Below are 21,538 nucleotides of genomic sequence, written 5' to 3'. Positions count from 1 at the left end.
GATCAACCAATAATCTGTGTGTAAGTCGACTCTGAGGCGGGCTGCTGCTCGGCATCGAGTAAGTTGCCGCTAAAGGTTTCGTTTAACTCTTTGGCAAGCTCTACATAAACGTACATCTGCTGATTGCGACGTTTATGTAGCGGCGGCTTAACCAGCAAGCTAATCCCACGAATGGGTTCGTGGTTTTCCCCTTGCAGTAGGTCGGGCATTTCTCCAGGTGGAAAGGCGTTGGCGATCGTGATTGGGTTCGAAGGTTGTTTGCCTTTGATAAAGAAAACCTTTTTGATCGCATCATAGCTGGCTTCTTTTCCCCGAAGCCATTCGGCCAGACGCTCGTCTGTCGTCGCATCGGGGTGAGAAAAAATCACAAACAGAGAGTGCTGCTTCACTTTCGCGGTGCGCTTGGTGGGCACCGGCTCTTCTGGCTCGGGCGAGGGAGGCTGTGGTTCTGCTTTGGGTGCTGGCGGCGGCGTGGCGGCCTTTGCTTTGGCGCGGCGTTGTTTGGGAAGAACCACGTAAACGAAAATAGCCGCAGCCACGACCCCCAGCACTAATGAAGCAACAGCGAGCAAGAACGGAAGTGAAGTGGTATCCATCTCATTGAGTCCTATCTATCGGCGCTTAGGCCCTATTATTTAGTTAGTCGTAAAATAGCGGCATTCAGTGTTTACGCAAGCGCCTCCAAAGCCAATGAGGAATACCCGTAGAGTGAATAGCAAGCTGAGCATGACTCACCAGTATATGACAACTAAAGAATCAATAGCCTAGCAGCGTTTTGGCGTGTCCAGACATAAAAAAGCACCACCTAAGTGATGCTTTTCATTCGTAAGGGTTCGGCTTAACAAGCAATCTAGCCAATACGGTCGTAGCCGTTAGCCATAAACGGGTAATCGGTGTAACCCTTTTCATCACCGCCGTAGAACGTTTCATGGTTCGGTTCGGTAAGCGGTGCATTCACTCGGAAGCGTTCCGGCAGGTCGGGGTTGGCAATATAAGGGCGGCCAAAGGCCACGGCATCGGTAGTATTTTGATTAATGCGGGCTTCCGCACGTTCTGCATCGTAATTGCCGCAGTAAATCAGGCTACCGTTAAAGCGCTCGCGCATTTGCTCGCGAAAGCCGTCAGGGAAAGTAATATCGCCACCGATCCAGTTTGGCTCGTTTAAATGCAGGTAGGCTAAGCCGCGTTTGGACAGCTGCTCCGCCAGATAGAAAGCCATGGCTTCAGGCTCATCATCGGTCAGGCCGAACAGTTCGATAAAGGGCGTCAAACGAATGCCCACGCGCTGTGCACCGAACACCTCAATCACCGCATCGACCACCTCTAGTGGGAAGCGGGCGCGGTTTTCCAACGAGCCGCCATACTGATCGGTGCGCTGGTTGGTGCCGGTCGCCAGGAACTGGTTAAGCAGGTAAGCGTTAGCCGCGTGGACTTCCACCATGTCGAAGCCTGCGCGTTTGGCGCGAACAGCCGCTTGGCGGTAGTCATCAACAATGCTAGGAATCTCATCGGTTTCCAGCGCCCGGGGCGTGCTGGTAGGGTGCTGACCAGCAGTGCCGTCTGCAAACTCAACAAAGCACTGAGCGCCTTCGCCTTTTAGCGCGCTCGGGGCAACAGGCTGTTGTCCATCTGGTTGCACCATTTCATGGGACACACGCCCAACGTGCCACAGCTGTAGCGCGATACGGCCACCTTTTGCATGCACCGCATCCACCACGCCTTTCCAGCCCGCTTCTTGTTCATCCGTCCAGATGCCAGGTGTATACACATAGCCCTTGGCAGTCGGGGAGATATTGGTGGCTTCACTAATAATCAGCCCTGCGCCTGCCCGCTGGCCGTAATAGGCTTCCTGCAGGGTGCCCGGCACGCTGTCTGGGGTGCGCGAGCGTGTCAGTGGCGCCATGATGACTCGGTTTGGAATCGACAAACTGCCTAACTGAAGAGGGGTGAAAAGCGTTTCATACGCCATGAGCAAACTCCTTTTGGAAACGGTCAATTACATCGTGGCGAACAGAATAGACCAGTTTACTAGTAAATGCTAACTCAGTCATTGCCAGCCGCTACAACGCAGTCATGGGGTAAGGTTTTTGATGGAAAAACAAACCCCCAGCAACGCAATAAACCGGGGTATAGGTAAAGGGTTGCTTAGGCTCTCTGCCAAGGCCAGCGGCGCTTGGCTGGCGTGTTGACTTGCTCAATAGCGTTGGTCAGCGCCAGCATGATGGCGCTTAACTGACGGTGGCAAACGGCGCTGCTCAGCACGCCGGGGCACTGTTTGAGGAGTAAGTCACACTGCTGTGAGGCAATGAATATTTGCTCGGTGACGGGAGGGGCGAAGAGCGGCTTCGCTTGTTGGCTGCTGCGGGTCAGTTCCCGTGAGAGTAGAGAGAGCATGCTGGTGTCTAGCCAGCAGGGTAGCGGGTCGTCTAGCCGACCGGCAATCGAGTGTTGCACTGCTTCGAAAGAGGTGCGTAAAAAAATCAACGTTTGGCGAAGCTGGCGCTGCTCACTAGTCATGGTGCTTTTCCATAGGACTTTTCCATCGTACTTACTCGCATCACAGTACTTGCTCACATCACACTACTTACTCACATCACACTACTTATCGTTAGCTCAACTGAGCGTCACCTAAGAGAGATGATAGACCTAAAATAGAGATCTAAAAGATAGTGTTTCTCATTTGCATATTTGGTGACGATAGCGCTGGTTAATCGTACTGTCAATCTTGGGCTATAAGTGTGGTTCTCTGTTCGCTACTTATCCATTGCCTGATAGAGCTGCCAATCGTTGTTAGTGAGTGGCTCGGCACCGTGTTGAGTGACCACTACGGTATCACTGATGCCTACGCCCCACTGGCCAGGAACGCGTAAGCAGAGCGGTAAGTGGAAGACCATATTCTTTTCGAAGGGACGATGCAGGCCTTGGGCAATATAGCCGGTACCTTCCACCCAACTAGGAGGGAACTGCGCCCCCACCGCGTAGCCAAACACCCCCGAGAAGAACAGTTGATCACGGCTAGGTGCCAGCAGTGTATCCGCCGCCTGCGCGGCATCATCAAAGGTGTGGCCTGGTTTCATATGGCTGCACAGGGTCTCGAACAGCGAGCGGCACAGATCGCGGGTGGCGGTTAATTCAGCGCTAGGTTTTCCTGTTACCGCTGTGCGCATCATCGGGGCGGTATAGCGCTGATAAGCGGCACCAAATTCTAAAAATATCGGTTCATTGGGCTGTATGACGCGGCGTTTATGGTTAACGTGAATCACCCCGATACGGTGCCCGCTGGTCACGATAGGCTGCAAACTCATAAACTCGCTGCCGTTCTCCAGCAGTGCTTGAGCACCGATAGCGGCAATATCGTTATCAGTCATGCCAGGGCGAATAGCGGCCATCGCAGCTTCTAAACCTGCCGCAGTGATGCGTGCACTTTCGCTGAGCATTTCAAGTTCGGCGCTACTTTTAACAATGCGAATCGTATCGAGCAGGTCGCCTGCTTCACAGAAGCGCTCTTTACCCACTGAGCGGGCCAGCGCGTCCATCACGCCCACTCGCAAACCGCTGCTCCAGCCATCAATACCAATTTGCTCGCAAGCAGTGAGTAAGTCCGCGAGCGGCGTGATGATCTCATCCAGGTTTTCCCATCGGTATCCAATGATTTCGTCGACACGGGCGGTGACCACTGCCGCCCCTGTTTCAATGGAGGCCACCTGCAGCACCAGCTGTGTAGGTGTGCACACTAAGCAGGCATGCACCGATACCTCGAAGGTGTGATAGCCGGTTAAGTAGTTAATGTCGGCAGGGTCGGTGAGCAGTAAGGCATCCAGCCCGCGCTGTGCCATTGCCTGGCGCACTTTGTCTAGGCGCGTTTGGTATTCGGCAGGCGTAAAGGGCAGCTCACTTTGGGCGAGCGTCTCGGCAAGGGCGGTGCGGTATTGTTGATAATCCATAGCGGTCTCCGGTGGGGGCTATGGTGAGTATAGGCAGCGGCTAGGGTTACGCCGCTGTGGTTATCAACGCTAGCAATAGCAGCGAGTTGTGTTCTCCAGCGTACTCGGTAATAAGGCGCCAACAGGAAGCACGTGAGCGCGTCCTCAATGGGAGGCGGTGGATAAAAATGGGAGTGGCTATTGTCAGTGTAATAGTTGTATCTTTTATGTCTTGGTGTTGCTTTTTTAATAACATTTGTTTTGTGGGGAAAGATGCTTTTCGCCTCTATAAGCCCATTTTATGCTGTTGCTTGCGCATTCTCACATCGGCCTATATGATCATTTGGTTAAAATAATCAACAAAAGGAAGGTGGCAAATGCAACCTCAAGCGTCTTCTGGGTATGTCGCGTCTTACTACGCGGCATCGGCAAGCTCCACACCTCAACGGCCTACGCTGGAAGGGGATGTCGAATGTGATGTCTGTGTCGTAGGGGCTGGGTTTACAGGCATCTCCGCAGCACTACATTTGGCCGAACGTGGTCATCGGGTTGTGGTGTTGGAAAGCGTGGCGATTGGTTTTGGGGCGTCCGGGCGTAACGGTGGCCAGATCGTTAATAGCTATAGCCGTGATATGGATGTTATCGAGAAACAAAACGGCGCTGAAACCGCTCGGGCGCTGGGTGCGATGGCATTTGAGGGTAACCAGACTATCCGTCAGCGCATTGAAAAGTATCAGATCGACTGCGACCTAAAAGAAGGCAATTTGTTTGCTGCTTGTAACAAGAAGCAGTGGCAAGGCTTAAAGGAGCAAAAAGCCTTATGGGAGCGCTACGGCCATCAGAAACTTGAGCTGCTGGAAGGTGAAGAGGTCAAACGAGAAATAGGCAGCGATCGTTATGTGGGTGCGTTGGTGGATCACTCTGGTGGCCATCTTCATCCTCTCAATTTAGTGCTGGGGCAGGCGGCGGCGCTGGAGTCGCTGGGTGGCAAGATTTTTGAGCACTCCCCCGTTACACGCGTAGAGCACGGTGAGCCGGTGACGCTGCATACCCCCAAGGGGCGCGTGACCGCTCAACGGGTCGTTATGGCTGGCAATGCCTATTTGCAAGGCTTGCTACCCAAGCTGGAAAGCAAGGCGATGCCGTGCGGCACCCAGATTATTACCACTGAGCCGCTGTCCACAGCGTTAGCTGCGCGATTACTACCTAACGATAAAGCCGTAGAGGATTGTAATTACCTCTTGGATTACTACCGACTGACCGCCGATAACCGTTTGTTGTATGGCGGCGGGGTGAACTATGGCGGTCAGGAGTCCGCGAGTATTGAGGCAGCTATTCGGCCAAAGATGCTGGCTACTTTTCCTGAACTTGGTGATGTGCGCGTCGATTACGCCTGGAGTGGTAACTTTTTGCTGACACTTAACCGCCTGCCGCAGTTTGGCCGCATTAATAGCAACGTTTACTACGCTCAGGGGTATTCTGGCCACGGGGTGACGTGCTCTCATTTGGCTGGCAAGTTAGTGGCAGAAACGATCAGTGGTGAAGAAACACGTTTTGAAGCGTTTGCGCAGATTTCTCATCTGCCAATGCCCGGTGGACGGTTGTTACGTGTGCCGCTTTCTGCCATGGGAGCGTGGTTCTACGCCATGCGTGACCGGCTGGCGGTTTAGCGCCGATTAGTTTGGTGTTTGCTTGGAAGCGGGCTGGCGAATACGTTCGTTAGCCCGTTTTTTATTTGCCACGGATGCTCAGAGATAACACGACATATAAAGCTAATAGAAGGACGGGGGGAGGGGCAGCATAAGACAGACAGAAGCAATAAGAGAGACGCCGAACAGCGCCTCTCTCTATTCTATTGGTGAGTTCTATTGGTGGGTTCTATTGGTGGTTTATCAGCTTATACGTGGCGCAGGTACCAGTCATACTCCATGGCGCTAACTTCGCGCATAGTTTCGGCGCGCTCTGCCTGGCGGTTGGCAATGAACACTTCAATAAAGTCTTCGCCAAGCTGTTCGCCAAGTACGCGGTTGTTGCTTAACAGGTGCAGCGCTTGGGTCCAGCTGTTCGTCAACTGAGGGGCGATTTGGTCATAGGCGTTGCCGACGATTGGCTCCGCAGGTGCAATCTGCTGAGTTAGGCCATGGTGGATAGAAGCTAGCACGGTGGCCAGTAACAGGTAGGGGTTAACATCGGCTCCCGCTACACGGTGTTCTATGCGTCGGGCTTCTTTTGGGCCAGCGGGGACGCGTATTGCTACAGAGCGGTTATCGTATCCCCAGGTTGGTGCCATGGGCACATAGAGGCCTTCCTGGAAACGGCGGAACGAATTGAGGTTGGGAGCCAGCAGTGCCATGGAGTCTGGCATTAGCTCCAGCAGCCCTCCTACGGCGTGTTGCAGTGCAGTGCTCTCCAGCGGATCGTCGCCGTTTTCGGCAAAGATATTGTGTCCGTCGCTATCTATCAGGCTAACGTGAACATGGGTGCCGCTCCCCGCTTCTAAGCCGTAAGGCTTGGCCATAAAGGTAGCTTCAAAGCCGTGCTTTAATGCAACGCCCTTGATCAATCGCTTGAGTAGTACTGAGTGGTCGCAGGCGCTTAACGCATCATCGCTGTGAATCAGGTTGGCTTCAAACTGGCCGGGGGCACACTCTTTCAATACCGTATCCAGCGGCAAGCCTTGCGCCTGGGCGGCACTCTGCAAGTCATTGATAAACTCGGCGTACTCGTCTAACTCCAACACAGAATAGAGCTGACTTTGAGTGGCCCGCTCGCCGCTGCAGGGAGACTGCGGTGGCTGAATCAAGTTTTCTTCGTCGCGTAAGCGATCAACCAAATAAAACTCTAACTCAAGGGCGACAACAGGGGTTAAACCCCGCTCGGAGAGCTGTTCAAGAATGCGCCGTAGAATCTGGCGAGGATCGGCAAAAAATGGTGAGCCGTCCATCTCCTCCATGGTCATCAATAGCTGGCCATACTGGTTGTTGTTCATCCAGGTAACCGGATTGAGCGTGCCTGGAATGGCGCGACATACCCGGTCGCCGTCGCCGCTGGAAAGCCCCAGCCCCGTCTCTTCGACGGTGTTGCCATTGATGTCCAACGCAAATACCGAAGCAGGCAAATAGATGCCTTTTTCAAACACTTTGCCAAGGTTATCGCTAGGGATGCGTTTACCACGAATGACGCCGTTAAGATCACTGATTAGCAGGTCAATGCTGGTGATCTCTGGGTGACTGTCAAGAAAATCCGAGGCTACGTTTTGAGCGTCTGTGTTATTGGCAGAGGACATACGTTGTACCTTATTTTTATGCCGTTTTAGTTGTGTTTCTGCTAACAGTATCCTTGCTTCGGCAATCGTTCGTGTCAAATATTTAATAACAAAAATTGTGGCATTGTTTTTTTGAGATAACGGTTATTTTTTTTAATTCCTTGTTTATCATATGGTTAATGTATTTTTTCATAAAAATTTCATTTTGCTATTGGAAAATAAAACAAGCCACGCTATGTTGAAGTGACTGTTGAATAAAACATAACAACTGACAAAGTGGTTTGACTATGCAAGCAACGCATTCCCCACGCCCACTGGTGGGTGTTATCGCCTGCTGCCGAGAAGTGGAAGGCCATCCCGCGCAGATAGTGACCGATAAATTCCTGCAGGCGCTTTACCACTACGGCATCACGCCGGTGATTCTTCCTGTATTAGCCGCCGATACGTTGACGCCCGAGCAGCGTGCTGAGCAGGCCATTGAGCTGCTGGGTAGCCTGGATGGCTTGCTGCTAACCGGCAGTTATACCAACGTCGCTCCTGACCGCTATGGTGCTGAACGCGCGCCGGAGAATACCCGCGCAGACGTACGGCGCGATGAAGCGGCACTGTGCTGGGTGCACGAGGCGTTACGTCAGGCGTTGCCCTTATTTGGTATTTGTCGCGGCTTTCAGGAAATGAATGTGGCCTTTGGAGGCACCCTGCATCAGGCCGTTCAAACGTTACCAGGCATGCTTGATCATCGTGAGCCGCCCGCTGACGACATGGCTGGCCATTATGTCCCCTCTCATACGATCAGAATCCGTCCGGGTGGCGCCCTGGCAGCGCTCTATAGCAGCGAGCAGGCTGAGGTGAATTCACTGCATCAGCAGGGGATTGATCAGCTAGCACCAGGCCTAGTGGCAGAGGCCTGGGCGCCTGATGGATTAGTTGAAGCGATTTCGGTGCGTGATGCGGCTGCGTTCGCCCTGGCTGTGCAGTGGCACCCGGAGTGGCGCCCTAAAGAACACCCTTTCTATGACGCACTGTTTCAGGGGTTTGCGGCGGCCTGCCGTCAGCATCGTACCCAACGCGCCGCCCAGCTAGCTACTAGCTGAATGCTTGTTGTAACGACTTGATCAGGAACTGACCTATGCAGACCCAGGACTACCAGGCGTTGGATCGCCAACATCACCTTCATCCATTCACTGACTTTAAATCACTCGGCGAAGAGGGTAGCCGCATCATCACCCACGCCGATGGGGTATACATTTACGACAGCCAGGGCAATCGTATTCTTGATGGTATGGCGGGACTTTGGTGCGTCAATCTCGGCTACGGCCGGCAAGAGTTGGTGGATGCCGCCAGCGAACAGATGCAGCAGCTGCCGTATTACAACAATTTCTTTAAAACCACCCATCCACCGGCGGTAAAGCTGGCCGCTAAGCTGAGTGAGCTGGCACCCGAGCATATCAATCATGTGTTCTTCACGGGTTCCGGGTCTGAAGCCAACGATACCGTACTGCGCATGGTGCGGCGCTACTGGGCGATTAAAGGCAAGCCGGAGAAACAATGGGTCATCTCGCGTGAAAATGGTTATCACGGCTCTACTGTCGCGGGGATGAGCCTGGGTGGTATGGCGCCGATGCATGATCAAGGCGGCCCGTGTGTGCCGGGAATTAGCCATATTTGCCAGCCTTACTGGTTTGGTGAAGGGCGCGACATGAGTCAGGAAGCCTTTGGCAAGCAGTGTGCCCAAGCGTTGGAAGAGCAAATTCTGGCGTTGGGTGAAGACAAGGTGGCGGCGTTTATCGCTGAGCCGGTGCAGGGCGCAGGTGGTGCGATCATTCCACCAGACAGCTATTGGCCCGCGGTGAAAGAGGTGTTGGCCAAGTACGACATTTTGTTGATTGCCGATGAAGTTATTTGCGGTTTCGGACGTCTAGGCGAGTGGTTTGGCAGTACTCACTATGGCTTAAAACCTGACCTGATGCCGATTGCCAAGGGCTTGTCGTCGGGCTATCTACCCATTGGCGCGGTGCTGGTGGGAGATCGCGTGGCCGATACGCTGATCAAAGATGGCGGTGAGTTCTTCCACGGTTTTACTTACTCGGGTCACCCGGTCTGTGCGGCGGTTGCGCTTAAAAACCTCGAATTGCTGGAAAGTGAACGGGTAGTCGAGAAAGTCCGCGATGAATTGGGGCCCTATCTGGCTAAACGTTGGCAGGAACTGGCTGAGCATCCGTTGGTGGGAGAAGCCCGCTCGTTGGGCTTGATTGGGGCACTAGAGCTGGTCGCCGACAAGCGCACCGGTGAACGCTTCGATAAGTCGCTTTCTGCGGGCAATTTGTGTCGTGATTTGTGCTTTGAACATGGCCTAGTGATGCGCTCAGTGGGCGATACGATGGTGATGTCGCCGCCGCTAATTATCACCCGTGATGAAATCGATGAATTGGTCAGCAAGGCGCGTTTAGCGTTGGATAAAACTGCTGAAAAACTGGCGATAACACACCCAATGGAGAGTGCATAATGGCGGCAGATACACCGAAAACCCTCGCCGACTGGCAATCAAAAGCCGCATCACTGAGCTTTGAAACGCGCGCCTTCATTAATGGTGAGTTTGTCGCTGCCGCCGATGGCAGCACGCTGAGCAGTATCAACCCTGCCACCGGGCATGTGCTTGCTGAGGTAGCCAGCTGCGATGCGCAAGATGCTGAGCTTGCGACGCAAGCAGCCCGTGCAACCTTTGAAAGTGGTGTTTGGTCACGCTGTCACCCGAGTAAGCGTAAGCGGGTGCTACTGCGTCTAGCTGAGCTGGTAGAGACACACCGCGATGAATTGGCGCTGTTAGATACGTTGGATATGGGCAAGCCGATTTCCAGTTCGCTAGGGGATTTGGCAGGCACCGTCGCCTGTCTGCGCTATCAAGCGGAGTGTATCGACAAGCTTTACGGTGAAGTGGCACCTACTGGAGATCGTGCGCTAGGGTTGGTGCTGCGCGAGCCAATGGGCGTTATCGCTGCCATTGTACCGTGGAATTTCCCACTAATGATGACGTCGTGGAAGATTGCTCCAGCACTGGCGGCGGGCAACAGCGTTATTCTCAAGCCGTCGGAAAAATCACCTTTGTCAGCGCTGCGCTTGGCTCACCTTGCCAAGGAAGCGGGTATTCCCGATGGTGTCTTTCAAGTGTTGCCAGGGTACGGCCATACGGTGGGCAAGGCTCTGGCACTTTCTATGCAGGTTGATGGTCTGGCGTTCACCGGCTCCACTGGCGTGGGTAAACAGCTGATGCAGTACGCCGGACAATCCAACTTGAAACGCGTGTTTCTGGAGTGCGGTGGCAAAAGCCCCAATATCGTTTTTGCTGACTGCCAGCACCTAGATGCCGTCGCCCAGAGCGCTGCGGAAGCTATTTTCCACAACCAAGGCGAAGTCTGTATTGCCGGTTCGCGACTGCTGGTGGAAAACAGTATTCGCAAAGACTTTGTGGCTCGGGTAGTGAAAGCTGCTGAGCACATGCAGCCGGGCGATCCGCTTGATCCGGCTAGCTTTATGGGTGCTATGGTGGATGAAGCGCAGTACCAACGAGTACTTGAGTATATTCGCCAAGGCGAAAGCGAAGGTGCCACCCTGAAGTTGGGCGGCGAACCTAGCGGCTCTAATGGGTATTTCCTGCCGCCTACGGTCTTCGATGATGTGACTCCCGACATGTGCATTGGCCGCGAAGAAATATTTGGCCCTGTACTGAGTGTGTTTGGGTTCGACAGCGAAGAGCAAGCCATTGCGCTGGCCAATGACAGCGACTACGGCCTTGCTGCGGGCGTTTGGAGCCAAGATATTGACCGCATCATGCGAGTCTCTCGGCGGCTGCAATCCGGTCAGGTCTATGTGAATAACTGGGCCGGTATCGATCAGACCGTTCCCTTCGGCGGTGTTAAGCAGTCGGGCAATGGACGCGATAAATCGCTTCACGCGCAGGAAAAATACTGTGAAGTGAAGACGGTATGGATGTCGCTTAGCCCTTAACACTTAACACTCCTTTGTTCGTGACTTGCGAACAGCGATTAAAGGCATCACCACGTATTGATTTGAGTCATTCACAGCGCCAGACGCCGCCGTATAAGCGGTGGCATCTGGTCATGGCTTCGCTGTGCCTGAGCACCGTATCAGAAAGGTAATAACAATTTCTGCAATGGTCTTTGCGATGGTCTTTGAGATGGTCTTTGAGATGGTCTCAGCGATGCCTGCACAACGGTTTCTAACGCGGTTACATCACTATCAACACCAACAACAAGCAAATGCTGAGTGAGGACATTATGTCGACCGACACCACTGTTAAGGAAGATCAGGAAATACCACGGCCAAGTTTAAAAGCGACCATGATCCCGATTGTGTTTATGGCAGCATCTTTGGGCGTATTTATCGGCTACTTTGAAACGGATCCGCACTTGCCGCTGTTTTTAAGTGCGATTGTGGCAACAGCGGTGGCCCTTGCGACGGGTAGCCGCTGGAAAAAGCTTGAAGCGGGCATCATGCGCTCTATTGGCCTGACGACTCAGGCGATTGTCATTCTGATCATTATCGGCACCATTATTGGCTACTGGATTGCCGGTGGGATTGTGCCCACGATGATCTATTACGGCCTGAGCATTCTGGCACCGGATTACTTTTTGGTCGCGGCGTGCTTAATCTGCTGCTTAGTGTCGTTGGCTGGTGGTAATGCCTGGACGGCGGCCGGCACCATTGGTATCGCCTTGATGGGCGTTGGTGAAGGGCTAGGCCTTAACCCGGCAATGGTCGCGGGAGCCGTGATCTCCGGCGTGTATTTTGGTGACAAGATTTCTCCGCTTTCCGAAACTACCAATATGGCGCCGGGTGTGGTTGGTGTCGACCTGTTTGAACACATTCGCTATATGCTCTACACCACGGTTCCTGCGCTAGCGGTTGCTCTGGTGCTTTACACCATTATCGGCCTGAACATGACGCCTTCCGGTGATGGCGCAGCACAGGTAACCGAGTTACAGCAGAGCCTCAATGAGCTGTTTATTATTAGCCCCTGGCTGCTACTGGTGCCAGCGGCCGTCATTGTGATGATGATCAAAAAAGTACCTGCCATTCCGGCACTTTCTATCGGTTCGCTGATGGGAATTGTCTGTGCAATTGTGGTTCAGGGCGTCCCGCTAGGTGATAGCTTTACTATTTTTGTGGAAGGCTACGCGGTAGACACTGGCAACGTTACGGTGGACGACCTGCTAACCAACGGCGGCGTTAGCGCCATGATGTGGACGGTTTCGCTGATCATTATCGCGATGAGCTTTGGCGGGATTCTTGAGTCAGCAGGGTTCTTTCGCACCATCGTGGAAAGTCTGCTCAAACTGGCCAAGACTACTGGCAGCCTGATTGCTACCACAGTGGCAACATCGATGGCCGCTAACGTCGTAGGTTGCGATCAGTATTTAAGTATTATTCTGCCTGCCCGTATGTATGCCAGCGAGTACAAACGCCGCTCGCTCAAACTGAAAAACCTGTCTCGTACCGTGGAGGATGCAGGCACCATGACATCACCCCTGGTGCCCTGGAATACCTGCGGTGCCTTTATGTTTGCCACCCTTGGGGTCAGTGCATTTAGCTACGCGCCCTACGCCTTTCTGGCGCTGCTGAGCCCGATGTTCGCGATTATTTATGGCTTTACCGGCTTCCGTATCGCCTATGAAGATGGGGCGAAAACGGCAAGCGCCGACTCGGAGTTGGCGGGAGTTCGTAGCGCCTGAGTGGAACATAATGCCTGACGCTGACTAAAACGATTATTTTTCAAAACGCCACGTTAATTGAGAGTTTGCCCCACAGCCGTGGGGTTTTTTTTGCGCTATTATGTGCCCGTCAATAGACCGTCAACGTAATTTAATTTACTTATTGATAGGGAGTGAAAACAGCATGTCGGATGACGTGGGTGCGAGCTTGCGCTCCTTGCGCAAGCAGCGAGGGATTTCGCAGCGTGAACTGGCAAAGTTGTGTGGGGTTACCCACTCAAGTCTTTCGCTAATAGAGCAAGGAAAAGTTAGCCCATCAGTCAGTTCCCTGAAGAAAATCCTAAACGCATTCTCTATGAGCGTCGGTGATTTTTTTACGATGGATCTTGATAGCCAGGAGCAGATTTTCTATTCGGCGGATGACTTGGTTGATATCGCATCCGGCGATATTTCCTTCAAACTTGTCGGGGCAAATCGGCCTAATCGTGCGCTGGCGTTTATGGTTGAACGATATCTGCCGGGCGCTGACACTGGGCAAGCCATGATTACCCACTACGGTGAAGAAGCTGGCTTTGTTGTAGAAGGCGAGATCGAAATCATTGTTGGCAGCACCGCCAGGCGCCTAGGGCCGGGAGAGTCTTATTATTTTAAGACAAGCGTTCCACATCGTTTCCGAAATATTAGTGATGCCCCCTGCAAGATAATTAGCTGCGCTACGCCCGGTAAGGCGTTCTGATATGACTGGTTTGTAGTGTGCGGCAATTGTCGCAGTAATGATGTCGTACACATAATTTGGGCGCTGCCCAACGTTAGCGGGTGAGTAGAAAGAGCCCTTGCAGGAAGTAGAAAATCCCAATGCCGGTCACGATCCAGCGCGTCCAGGTGCGGAAGTTGGCATCAGTGAGGCGCTGCAAAATACGATTGCCGGTGTGGGTGCCAAAGATCGCAAAGGGCGTTGCTAGCAGCACAATGCCCCATTCGCTGGTGCTAAGTGCCATAGCTGCGCCCAGATAAAAGAGAATCTTGATGCTGTGAGCCACCACCTGAATCATCGCCTTGGTGGCTACCACTTGTCGTCGATCCATTTGGGAGCGCACAAAGAAGATATCAATCAGTGGCCCAGAAACCCCCGCCGCAATGGTCAGGCTCCCTGCTGCAATGCCGCAGCCTAGCGCGTGGCTGGCGCGATTAGCATCTAAGTGAAACCAGCGTTTGGGAATCCATACGAGTATTGGCATTAAGCCAATGAACAGGGAAACCGTCGCGGCATTGGGGCTATAGCTGAACAGCAGCAGCAAACCAGCGGCGATCAATACGCCCAATGTCATCAGCATAACAATCCGCCAGACAATAAAGCGTCTTGATAACCATGCTCGCGATCCGTTAGACGTGAGCTGAATCACCCCGTGTACGGCCATGGCAGTTCCTGCAGGAAACATGATCAGCAGAAACCACAGCAGTACTAAGCCGCCCGCCATGCCAAATACGCCAGACAGCATCGATGTCAAAAACACGACACTAATTAAGGCCAAGCCACCCATTAGAGTCATAGAAGGAGCGCTTAACTACGACAGAACGGCCAGACTTGATAAAACTTGCGGCACTGAAACTCTGCTTCGCAAGCGTTGAGCTGGGCTTGATAACGGTTAGCGCGGGCTGCTACTTGGCTGCCTGCACGCAGCACGTGGGGTTTGCTGCGGTAAGTGCCTCGCTGGTAGCCGCCCGCGCCTTCATGGTAAGCGTAGTAAAGGTGTTCAGGGTTACTCAGCGAGATACCTGCCTGCTGCTGAGAGCGGCGGTTATACCAGCCAATGAAATCCGTGGCGTGCTTCATATGGGTTCGGCGGGCAAATAGGCTACCCGCTTGATCCTCATACTCCTCCCAAACGGGGTCTTGGGCTTGGGCATAGCCTTTGGCGGAGGAGGGGCGTGGACCGGGGATAAAGCCCAGGTAATACTTGCGGTCTGGGCGCACATGACTGCGAAATGAAGATTCCTGCTGAATAAATGACATCTGCGTGGCAATCGGTGTGCCCCATTTCTCTTCGGATTCCTGGGCATAGTCATACCAGCTTGGCTGCTCACGAAAGATTTCACAGATATTGCTCTGATCTTCCGGCGGGCTAGGTGCAAAAGCTGCGCAGCCTGAAACTGCCAGCACGGCGCACAGCACCATCAATAGGCGAAGCGTTGAGAGAAGCACCGAATTATCAACAGGGTGGCGCATGGAAAAATCCTTGTGAATAAGTTTTTTTAACTAGGCATACAGTGTGATGCTCAACACGGTCTAAGCCTACCTCGCCTAGCGAAGTAGTAACTCTAAACAGCGCCGCAGCCGTTGGGCTTCACGCACTAATGTCTCGCCCGATAGCATGCCCACGCCCATTACCAATCCTGTCCGTGAGTCCTTGTCAGCGCACACGGGGCTTAGCGGGCGAACAATCAAGTGTTCTTTGAGCAGTGCTTGGGCAAGTGCTACATCATTAACCCCGGGTTCAAACTCAACGCACAAGCTAATCGCGCTAGTCGGGGGGGACACATTGCGCACTTTGGGTAGTGAGCTGAGCTGGTCGTGCAGCACCTGCTGACGGCCTAGATAGTCGCGCTGGATGCGGCGACACCAAGTGTCTAAGTCACCATCAAAAATAAACTGCGCCAATACCGCTTGATCAAGCATACGGCCTTCGCGAAACAGCTCGCTGCGTAGGCGGTTCATTGGACCTGCCAAATGGCGTGGCACCACTAAATAGCCAAGTCGCAGGCCGGGAAACATCATCTTAGAGAATGAGCCTACCAGTAAATGGCGTTCCGAGTTTGGATCAAACAGCAGGTTAGTGTGATCGTCTCGGGTGAATTCGTAGTCATCCTCAACCACATAGGTGGGCGATAAAGCGTCACACAGCTGCTGCTTATGAGCAGCGCGAGTGGGCACGCTGAGCGGATAGTGATGAGAGCCGGTCAAATATGCGAGCGCAATATTACCGGTCGTCTGCGGTAACACATGTCCACTATCGGAAAACCAAGGCAGCATCTCAATTGAAAGCCCTGTGGCAGTGAATACGTTGCGCGCTCCCCAATAACAGGGCGATTCCATCGCCACGGTATCGCCCACATCGGCCAATGCCATGGCGCATAGCTCAATACCGTTATGGGTACCATCAGTGATGATGATCTGCTCAATATCACAATGAATATTGCGCCAGCGCGCCAGAAACTCACGGATTGCGCGCTTAAGCGGCCCATAGCCACCGGTAGAGTAAGAAAGCAGTAAGGCATTTTGCGGCACGGTGACACTGGCATACAGCTGACGCCACTTGCGCATTGGAAACTGAGCGATATCCGGTATGCCAGGCACAAAGGCGCCGCTTTGAACGGTGCTGGCGCCAGGCCAACGCAATACTTGCTGAGCACGTTTTGAAAGCTGAATACTCTGTGACGTGGGAGCGACAGAAGCTTCCTTCCTACAACTCCAGGTGCCCTTGCCATGAAATGTCGTTAGCAGCCCCTCTTCAACAAGCGTCGAAACCGCCACTGCTAGCGTATGTCGGGCAACGCCCAACGTTAATGCCAACTGACGGTGCGACGGCAATCGAGTTTGGTTCGGCCACGCCTTAGTAACCGCCTGCCTCAATGCCTGCTCCAGTCGTACTTGTTTGCTTAAACGCTCAGGTTGCTGGGCATAGTGTTTTACAAGCTGCTGTAACACGTCCTGGCGGTCCATTTACATCCTCTTATTGTCACGATGCTCCCCATTTAGATAGTAAAACAGAAAAGTGGTCTGGTTGAACGCGAAAGTGGTGCATTCGCTCACCAGCGCATTACTGCTAGCGTGCATACCATGTTGCAGATCAGGAGAAGGTCATGAGCTTTATCGAACAGTGGTTACACGATGCAGTACCCACCCTGGTGGGTGGCGAGTGGCGCAAGGGTCAACAGACCTTTGCCGTCGATAACCCCGCAACCGGCGAGACGATTGCCCGGGTTGCCGACTTAGGCGCTGATGACGCCCGCGATGCGGTGGCCGCAGCGTATGCCGCCGGGCCAGCCTGGCGCGCAACGCCAGTGAAACAGCGCTCGGCATTGCTGCGCCGCTGGTTTGAGCTGATCAATGAACACGCCGATGACTTAGCCCGCTTGATGACCCTGGAGCAGGGCAAGCCGCTAGCAGAAGCAAAGGGTGAAGTGACTTACGGCGCCTCATTTATTGAGTTTTTCGCTGAAGAAGCCAAGCGTATGGCCGGGGAAACCTTGCCTAGTCACGGCGCGGACAAGCGCCTCATGGTGCTGCGCGAGCCGGTCGGCGTGGTAGCAGCGATTACCCCGTGGAACTTCCCCCTGGCGATGATTACCCGCAAGTGCGCCCCGGCCTTGGCTGCAGGCTGCACCGTGGTGATTAAGCCCGCCGAAGCGACGCCGTTAACCGCGTTGGCAACGGCCCACTTGGCGCTTGAAGCAGGCCTGCCAGCCGGCACTATTAACGTGATTACCGCCTCAAAACCGGCAGCGGTGGGTGAAGTGCTCACCACCGACTCACTGGTGCGTAAAGTCTCGTTTACTGGCTCGACGCCGGTGGGTAAGCACCTGCTTGCTCAGTGCGCGAGCACGGTGAAGAAAACCGCTATGGAGCTGGGCGGCAACGCGCCGTTTATCGTCTTTGATGACGCTGATGTGGATGCCGCCGTAGAGGGGGCGATTGCCTCAAAATTCCGTAATGCCGGGCAAACTTGCGTGTGCACCAACCGCTTCCTAGTACAGGACGGGGTTTACGACGCGTTTGTCAGCAAGCTGACCGAGCGTGTTAGCGCGCTGAAGGTCGGCGATGGTTTAACGGAAGGCAGCACCATCGGCCCGCTGATTAACCAAGCGGCGGTGGAAAAAGTGCAGCGTCACGTAGACGACGCGGTCAATCACGGCGCGCGACTGCTCTGCGGCGGTAAGCCCCACGCCGCAGGCGAGCGCTTCTTTACCCCCACGGTGCTTGCTGACGTAACCACCCAGATGGCGGTGGCCGATGAAGAAACCTTCGGGCCCGTTGCGCCAGTGTTCCGTTTCCAGCGTGATGAAGAAGCGATCGCCATGGCCAACGATACCCCGTTTGGCTTGGCGGCCTACTTCTACGCCACGGGTTACCGCCGTATCTGGCACACCATGGAGCAGTTGGAATACGGCATGGTTGGTGTCAATGAAGGCCTGATTTCTACCGAACTGGCGCCGTTTGGCGGCGTGAAAGAGTCCGGATTGGGGCGTGAAGGCTCCCACCACGGGTTAGATGAGTTTACTGAACTGAAATACGTCTGCGTTGGCGGTCTATAAGGAAAACGATGATGAATAACCAAGAATTGAACGAACTGAAAAATCGCTATGTGGCCAACGGTGCCGCCACGCCTACCACCCAGTTTGCCGAGCGTGCTGAAAACGCCGAGCTGTGGGATGCCGATGGCAACCGTTGGATCGATTTTGCGGGCGGTATTGGCGTATTAAACCTGGGCCATCGCCATCCAAAAATTGTCGCGGCGGTAGAAGCGCAGCTTAAAAAAGTCATGCACACTAGCGCGGCGGTGATCTCCTACGCCCCTTACGTGCAGCTGTGCCAAAAACTTTGTGAACTGACGCCGGTGCGTGGCCCCGAGCGTAAAGCAATGCTGGTTAATACCGGTGCTGAAGCGCTGGAAAACGCCGTGAAGATCGCCCGCGCGGCGACTGGCCGTACCGGCATTATCACGTTCGACGGTGCTTTCCACGGCCGTACCATGATGACGCTGGCCATGACCGGCAAGGTACTGCCCTATAAGAACGACTTCGGCCCTATGCCGGGCGATGTTTTCCGCGCGCCGTTCCCCAACCCGCTGCACGGCATCAGCGAAGAAGCGTCGTTAGACGCCATTCGTACGCTGTTCAAAACCGATATTGCCCCGCATCGCACCGCGGCCATTGTGATTGAGCCGGTACAGGGCGAAGGCGGTTTCTACATCGCCTCACCGGATTACCTGAAAGCGCTGCGTGCGCTGTGCGACGAGCACGGTATTCTGCTGATCGCCGACGAAGTGCAGTCTGGCTTTGCCCGCACCGGCAAGCTGTTTGCGCTGGAACATAGCGGTATTGAAGCGGACATCCTCACCACCGCCAAGAGCCTGGCGAACGGCATGCCGCTATCGGCGGTTGTGGGTAGTGCCAGCGTGATGGATGCCTCTGGCCCCAACTCCCTGGGCGGCACCTACAGCGGTAACCCGCTCTCCTGCGCAGCGGCGTTAGCGGTTATCGAGGTAATCGAAGAAGAAGATATCCTGGCGCGCAGCGAACAGATGGGCAAAATGCTGGCCGAACGTTTCGCGGTATGGGAAGAACGCTTCCCTGCCGTTGCCCACGGCCGCCAGCTCGGAGCCATGGCGGCGTTTGAACTGCTCGACAGCGAAGGCAAGCCAGATCCTCAGATGACCGGCGCGCTGTGTGCCAAAGCCCGTGAGAAAGGCCTGATCCTGCTCTCCTGTGGCTTCTACGGCAACAGCATCCGCATTCTGGTGCCGCTGACGGTCTCTTCTGCAGTGTTGGAAGAGGGCTTGAGCATTATTGAGCAGTCGTTGGAAGCGCTTAGCTAAACCGTTCTTCTAAGCATCATCAAACCCGTCATCGCCAAACAGTGAAAGCTGTTGGCGTTGGCGGGTTTTTTGGTTTGAAGATGCTGCTTAGCGAATGTTTGAGTGACAGGTCATGATTCATGCGCATATCGCGTTTGAACCAAACGACCTGGATGGGTGCCTTAGCCATGCCGTATCCTGATGGTTTGCTCGGCGTAACGCCTATTCGTCATAAAACCATGACGTTACCATCAAGTGATAGACGTCGTAAGCGGCAGGCCGCTACGCTAGCGTGTTAGACAAACTCAATAGGAGAGAGTGCATGTATATCGCCATGAACCGTTTTCGGATTGCCCCAGGCCGCGAAGAGGATTTTTTAGAGGTGTGGCGCAACCGCGATTCTCATTTAGATGAAGTGCCGGGCTTTCAACAATTCCAAATGCTGCAGGGCGAGAGCCAGGAAGACCACACCGTGTTTATCTCCCACAGTGTGTGGGAATCGGAAGAGGCCTTCCGTGCCTGGACCAAGTCAGAAGCGTTCCGCAAGGCTCATGCTAACGCCAAGGCGCCGGAAGGTATCTATCTTGGCCCACCTAAGTTTGAAGGGTATGAGGTCGTGCTATAAGCGATATTTCATATCTGTTTAGGCAATCGCGGGTGGTGTTAGCGGTGGCAAGTAGCGCTCAAGTAACTGGGCGGCATGCAGCACTTTGAGGTCTTGATATTTGCCCGCGACTAAATGAAGGCCTACTGGCAGCCCTTGATTATCCAAACCGCAAGGAAGGGATGCAGCGGGCTGCTGGGTGAGGTTGAAGGGGTAGCTGAACGGCGTCCAGTCCATCCAGTCTCGGTAGGTTCCCCCTGGTGGTACGTTGTGGCCCGCTGCAAAGGGGGAGATGGGCATCGTGGGTGTAACCAGTAAGTCATAGCGTTCGTGAAAGGCTGCCATTTGGGCGGTCAATTCACTGCGCTGGCGCCGGGCGGCGAGATAGTCGGAAAGCGATACATCCTGCCCGCGTCGGGCAATATCGAGAAACCCAGGGTCGAGTGATGCCTGCTGCTGTTCGTCCAGTTTTTCTAGCGCTTGGGTGGCACCTGCAAACCAGAGGGTGTTAAACGTCTTGATTGGATCGCTAAAGCCAGGATCAACGCGGGTTACTGTGGCGCCCAGCTCTTCGAAATAGGCAATGGCTTCCTCTACCCTTCGAGCAATGTCTGAGGCTACTTCTACGTAGCCCAGGTCGGCGCTGTAGGCGATGCGCCAGCCCTTTAGGTTGGCAGGCGGCGGTGTTAGCCAGTCTGGCCCTTGGGGGTTGCCGGAGTAACCATCCCTGGCATCTGGCTGGGCCATCACGCTAAGCATTAGCGCACTGTCGGCCGCCGTGCGGGTCATTGGCCCTAAATGGGAAAGTGTGCTCATGGCGCTGGCGGGCCATTGGGGAACCCAACCAAAGGTTGGCTTTATGCCAAAGGTGCCGGTAAAGCTGCATGGGATACGGATCGAGCCACCCGCGTCGCTGCCTTGGTGTAAGAGACCTAGATTAAGCGCCGCTGCTGCCCCTGCACCGCCGGATGATCCGCCGGGCGTTAGTGCGCTATTCCACGGGTTACGGGTAATGCCGTGCAGGGGGTTATCAGTGACGCCTTTCCAACCAAATTCGGGCGAAGTCGTTTTGCCAATGACGATGGCTCCAGCATTGCGAAGGTGATGGCTGATCGGCGCATCCACCTCCCAAGGGCCGTCTGATGGGGTGGTGGTTGAACCCAGGCGTGTCGGTAGGCCCTTCGTTAAGGTTAAATCTTTAATAGTGACAGGAATGCCATCTAGCGGGCCGCAGGGTTTATCTGCCTGCCAGCGCTGGGCAGACGCTGCTGCCAAGCGACGAGCCTCTATCTCGTTCACGCAAGTAAACGCATTGACCTTTGGGTTGTCGCGGGCAATCCGCTCCAAGCAGTCGTTTACCAGCGCCTCTGGGGAAAGAGTGCCCTGGCGGAAGCGGGCTAATGCTTCCACAGCCGTGAGTGTCTCAAATGTCTCGGTCATTG

General features: G+C 54.3%; 18 protein-coding genes. 9 read left to right on the top strand and 9 right to left on the bottom strand.

Annotation, left to right across the window (positions count from 1 at the left end):
* Positions 1 to 2: 2 nt before the first annotated feature.
* From HVE01_RS12055 to HVE01_RS12040, 4 genes are all read right to left on the bottom strand, one after another.
* The gene (locus HVE01_RS12055; protein ID WP_146944371.1) at positions 3 to 596 is read right to left on the bottom strand and encodes a cell division protein ZipA C-terminal FtsZ-binding domain-containing protein; all 594 of its coding nucleotides are present in this window, start codon (positions 594 to 596) and stop codon (positions 3 to 5) included.
* 254 nt (positions 597 to 850) lie between these two features.
* Complete coding sequence (locus HVE01_RS12050) at positions 851 to 1,969, bottom strand: alkene reductase (protein WP_146944369.1); 1,119 nt, start codon at positions 1,967 to 1,969, stop codon at positions 851 to 853.
* A 176-nt stretch (positions 1,970 to 2,145) separates the two neighbouring features.
* Positions 2,146 to 2,517 carry a hypothetical protein gene (locus HVE01_RS12045; RefSeq protein WP_146944367.1) on the bottom strand — a complete coding sequence of 124 codons (372 nt, stop codon included), beginning with the start codon at positions 2,515 to 2,517 and terminating at the stop codon, positions 2,146 to 2,148.
* 236 nt (positions 2,518 to 2,753) lie between these two features.
* Positions 2,754 to 3,944: a M24 family metallopeptidase gene (locus tag HVE01_RS12040; protein ID WP_146944365.1), complete on the bottom strand. Its 1,191-nt coding sequence runs from the start codon at positions 3,942 to 3,944 to the stop codon at positions 2,754 to 2,756.
* A gap of 356 nt (positions 3,945 to 4,300) precedes the next feature.
* Here HVE01_RS12040 and HVE01_RS12035 point away from each other — a divergent pair, with 356 nt between their 5' ends.
* Entirely contained in the window at positions 4,301 to 5,593 is a 1,293-nt protein-coding gene (locus tag HVE01_RS12035; protein WP_146944363.1) for an NAD(P)/FAD-dependent oxidoreductase, read from the top strand.
* 227 nt (positions 5,594 to 5,820) lie between these two features.
* On the opposite strand, the gene HVE01_RS12030 is transcribed toward HVE01_RS12035, so the two are convergent.
* Positions 5,821 to 7,209 (bottom strand): glutamine synthetase family protein, encoded by a 1,389-nt coding sequence (locus HVE01_RS12030; protein ID WP_146944361.1) that lies wholly within the window; start codon positions 7,207 to 7,209, stop codon positions 5,821 to 5,823.
* Between the two features lie 266 nt (positions 7,210 to 7,475).
* Here HVE01_RS12030 and HVE01_RS12025 point away from each other — a divergent pair, with 266 nt between their 5' ends.
* The 5 genes from HVE01_RS12025 to HVE01_RS12005 all read left to right on the top strand — a co-directional run bounded on the left by HVE01_RS12025 (position 7,476) and on the right by HVE01_RS12005 (position 13,653).
* On the top strand, positions 7,476 to 8,282 hold the full coding sequence (locus HVE01_RS12025; protein WP_125751970.1) for a gamma-glutamyl-gamma-aminobutyrate hydrolase family protein: 807 nt from the start codon (positions 7,476 to 7,478) through the stop codon (positions 8,280 to 8,282).
* A gap of 35 nt (positions 8,283 to 8,317) precedes the next feature.
* Positions 8,318 to 9,694, top strand: a complete 1,377-nt coding sequence (locus HVE01_RS12020) for an aspartate aminotransferase family protein (protein ID WP_146944359.1) — start codon at positions 8,318 to 8,320, stop codon at positions 9,692 to 9,694.
* The gene (locus HVE01_RS12015) at positions 9,694 to 11,193 is read left to right on the top strand and encodes an aldehyde dehydrogenase (protein ID WP_146944357.1); all 1,500 of its coding nucleotides are present in this window, start codon (positions 9,694 to 9,696) and stop codon (positions 11,191 to 11,193) included. Before HVE01_RS12020 ends, HVE01_RS12015 begins: the two co-directional genes overlap by 1 nt.
* Before the next feature lie 290 nt (positions 11,194 to 11,483).
* On the top strand, positions 11,484 to 12,938 hold the full coding sequence (gene nhaC, locus HVE01_RS12010; RefSeq protein ID WP_125751960.1) for a Na+/H+ antiporter NhaC: 1,455 nt from the start codon (positions 11,484 to 11,486) through the stop codon (positions 12,936 to 12,938).
* 163 nt (positions 12,939 to 13,101) lie between these two features.
* Complete coding sequence (locus HVE01_RS12005) at positions 13,102 to 13,653, top strand: cupin domain-containing protein (RefSeq protein WP_051626371.1); 552 nt, start codon at positions 13,102 to 13,104, stop codon at positions 13,651 to 13,653.
* A gap of 73 nt (positions 13,654 to 13,726) precedes the next feature.
* Here the strand turns inward: HVE01_RS12005 and HVE01_RS12000 are convergent, their stop codons facing one another.
* From HVE01_RS12000 to HVE01_RS11990, 3 genes are all read right to left on the bottom strand, one after another.
* A complete protein-coding gene (locus tag HVE01_RS12000) occupies positions 13,727 to 14,467 on the bottom strand; it encodes a sulfite exporter TauE/SafE family protein (protein WP_146944355.1) in 741 nt (246 codons plus the stop codon).
* Positions 14,468 to 14,478: 11 nt separating this feature from the next.
* Positions 14,479 to 15,144, bottom strand: a complete 666-nt coding sequence (locus HVE01_RS11995; RefSeq protein WP_171880216.1) for a transglycosylase SLT domain-containing protein — start codon at positions 15,142 to 15,144, stop codon at positions 14,479 to 14,481.
* A gap of 75 nt (positions 15,145 to 15,219) precedes the next feature.
* The gene (locus tag HVE01_RS11990) at positions 15,220 to 16,638 is read right to left on the bottom strand and encodes an aminotransferase-like domain-containing protein (RefSeq protein WP_146944353.1); all 1,419 of its coding nucleotides are present in this window, start codon (positions 16,636 to 16,638) and stop codon (positions 15,220 to 15,222) included.
* A 140-nt stretch (positions 16,639 to 16,778) separates the two neighbouring features.
* Between HVE01_RS11990 and HVE01_RS11985 the strand changes: the two genes are divergently transcribed.
* From HVE01_RS11985 to hmuQ, 3 genes are all read left to right on the top strand, one after another.
* Positions 16,779 to 18,230, top strand: a complete 1,452-nt coding sequence (locus HVE01_RS11985; RefSeq protein WP_146944351.1) for an NAD-dependent succinate-semialdehyde dehydrogenase — start codon at positions 16,779 to 16,781, stop codon at positions 18,228 to 18,230.
* 11 nt (positions 18,231 to 18,241) lie between these two features.
* Positions 18,242 to 19,513, top strand: coding sequence for a 4-aminobutyrate--2-oxoglutarate transaminase (gene gabT, locus HVE01_RS11980; protein ID WP_146944349.1), 1,272 nt, complete (start codon positions 18,242 to 18,244; stop codon positions 19,511 to 19,513).
* A 301-nt stretch (positions 19,514 to 19,814) separates the two neighbouring features.
* Positions 19,815 to 20,117: a heme-degrading protein HmuQ gene (gene hmuQ, locus HVE01_RS11975; RefSeq protein WP_125751945.1), complete on the top strand. Its 303-nt coding sequence runs from the start codon at positions 19,815 to 19,817 to the stop codon at positions 20,115 to 20,117.
* An 18-nt stretch (positions 20,118 to 20,135) separates the two neighbouring features.
* Here the strand turns inward: hmuQ and HVE01_RS11970 are convergent, their stop codons facing one another.
* On the bottom strand, positions 20,136 to 21,536 hold the full coding sequence (locus HVE01_RS11970) for an amidase (RefSeq protein ID WP_146944347.1): 1,401 nt from the start codon (positions 21,534 to 21,536) through the stop codon (positions 20,136 to 20,138).
* Between the last annotated feature and the right edge of the window lie 2 nt (positions 21,537 to 21,538).

The organism is Vreelandella venusta, assembly GCF_007989605.1.
Taxonomy (GTDB): Bacteria; Pseudomonadota; Gammaproteobacteria; order Pseudomonadales; family Halomonadaceae; genus Vreelandella; species Vreelandella venusta.
This window is presented reverse-complemented; position numbering and strand designations above follow the sequence as displayed.

Bases quoted from the DNA above. Each gene is read 5' to 3' on its own strand.
- HVE01_RS12040 (WP_146944365.1), bottom strand. From the start codon at position 3,944: ATGGATTATCAACAATACCGCACCGCCCTTGCCGAGACGCTCGCCCAA.
- HVE01_RS11970 (WP_146944347.1), bottom strand. From the start codon at position 21,536: ATGACCGAGACATTTGAGACACTCACGGCTGTGGAAGCATTAGCCCGC.
- gabT (WP_146944349.1), top strand. From the start codon at position 18,242: ATGAATAACCAAGAATTGAACGAACTGAAAAATCGCTATGTGGCCAAC.
- HVE01_RS12005 (WP_051626371.1), top strand. From the start codon at position 13,102: ATGTCGGATGACGTGGGTGCGAGCTTGCGCTCCTTGCGCAAGCAGCGA.
- HVE01_RS11990 (WP_146944353.1), bottom strand. From the start codon at position 16,638: ATGGACCGCCAGGACGTGTTACAGCAGCTTGTAAAACACTATGCCCAG.
- hmuQ (WP_125751945.1), top strand. From the start codon at position 19,815: ATGTATATCGCCATGAACCGTTTTCGGATTGCCCCAGGCCGCGAAGAG.
- HVE01_RS12055 (WP_146944371.1), bottom strand. From the start codon at position 596: ATGGATACCACTTCACTTCCGTTCTTGCTCGCTGTTGCTTCATTAGTG.
- HVE01_RS12020 (WP_146944359.1), top strand. From the start codon at position 8,318: ATGCAGACCCAGGACTACCAGGCGTTGGATCGCCAACATCACCTTCAT.
- HVE01_RS12030 (WP_146944361.1), bottom strand. From the start codon at position 7,209: ATGTCCTCTGCCAATAACACAGACGCTCAAAACGTAGCCTCGGATTTT.
- HVE01_RS12045 (WP_146944367.1), bottom strand. From the start codon at position 2,517: ATGACTAGTGAGCAGCGCCAGCTTCGCCAAACGTTGATTTTTTTACGC.
- HVE01_RS12025 (WP_125751970.1), top strand. From the start codon at position 7,476: ATGCAAGCAACGCATTCCCCACGCCCACTGGTGGGTGTTATCGCCTGC.
- HVE01_RS11985 (WP_146944351.1), top strand. From the start codon at position 16,779: ATGAGCTTTATCGAACAGTGGTTACACGATGCAGTACCCACCCTGGTG.
- HVE01_RS11995 (WP_171880216.1), bottom strand. From the start codon at position 15,144: ATGCGCCACCCTGTTGATAATTCGGTGCTTCTCTCAACGCTTCGCCTA.
- HVE01_RS12035 (WP_146944363.1), top strand. From the start codon at position 4,301: ATGCAACCTCAAGCGTCTTCTGGGTATGTCGCGTCTTACTACGCGGCA.
- HVE01_RS12050 (WP_146944369.1), bottom strand. From the start codon at position 1,969: ATGGCGTATGAAACGCTTTTCACCCCTCTTCAGTTAGGCAGTTTGTCG.
- HVE01_RS12000 (WP_146944355.1), bottom strand. From the start codon at position 14,467: ATGACTCTAATGGGTGGCTTGGCCTTAATTAGTGTCGTGTTTTTGACA.
- nhaC (WP_125751960.1), top strand. From the start codon at position 11,484: ATGTCGACCGACACCACTGTTAAGGAAGATCAGGAAATACCACGGCCA.
- HVE01_RS12015 (WP_146944357.1), top strand. From the start codon at position 9,694: ATGGCGGCAGATACACCGAAAACCCTCGCCGACTGGCAATCAAAAGCC.